This is a genomic window from Tepidibacillus infernus (assembly GCF_048898065.1).
Classification (GTDB): Bacteria; Bacillota; Bacilli; order Tepidibacillales; family Tepidibacillaceae; genus Tepidibacillus_B; species Tepidibacillus_B infernus.
On sequence record NZ_JBLWFI010000025.1, the window covers coordinates 1 to 356 of the forward strand.

Below are 356 nucleotides of genomic sequence, written 5' to 3' on the forward strand. Positions count from 1 at the left end.
GCGATTCCCTAAGTAGCGGCGAGCGAAAAGGGAACAGCCTAAACCGATACCTACGGGTATCGGGGTCGTGGGGCGTCTTATGTGGAGTAAGAAAAAAGGATGGTAGTTGAACAAGTCTGGAAAGGCTGGCCAAAGAGCGTAACAGCCGCGTAAGCAAAATCATCCTTTCTCCAAGACAGACCCCGAGTACGGCGGGACACGTGAAACCCCGTCGGAATCTGGGAGGACCATCTCCTAAGGCTAAATACTCCCTAGCAACCGATAGTGAAACAGTACCGTGAGGGAAAGGTGAAAAGCACCCCGGGAGGGGAGTGAAAAAGAACCTGAAACCGTGTGCTTACAAACAGTTGGAGCAC

1 rRNA gene is annotated in these 356 nt (G+C 52.2%); it reads left to right on the forward strand.

Annotated elements, in window-relative coordinates:
• Window positions 1-356: ribosomal RNA gene (locus tag TEPIDINF_RS14830) — 23S ribosomal RNA — on the forward strand; the annotation flags it as partial.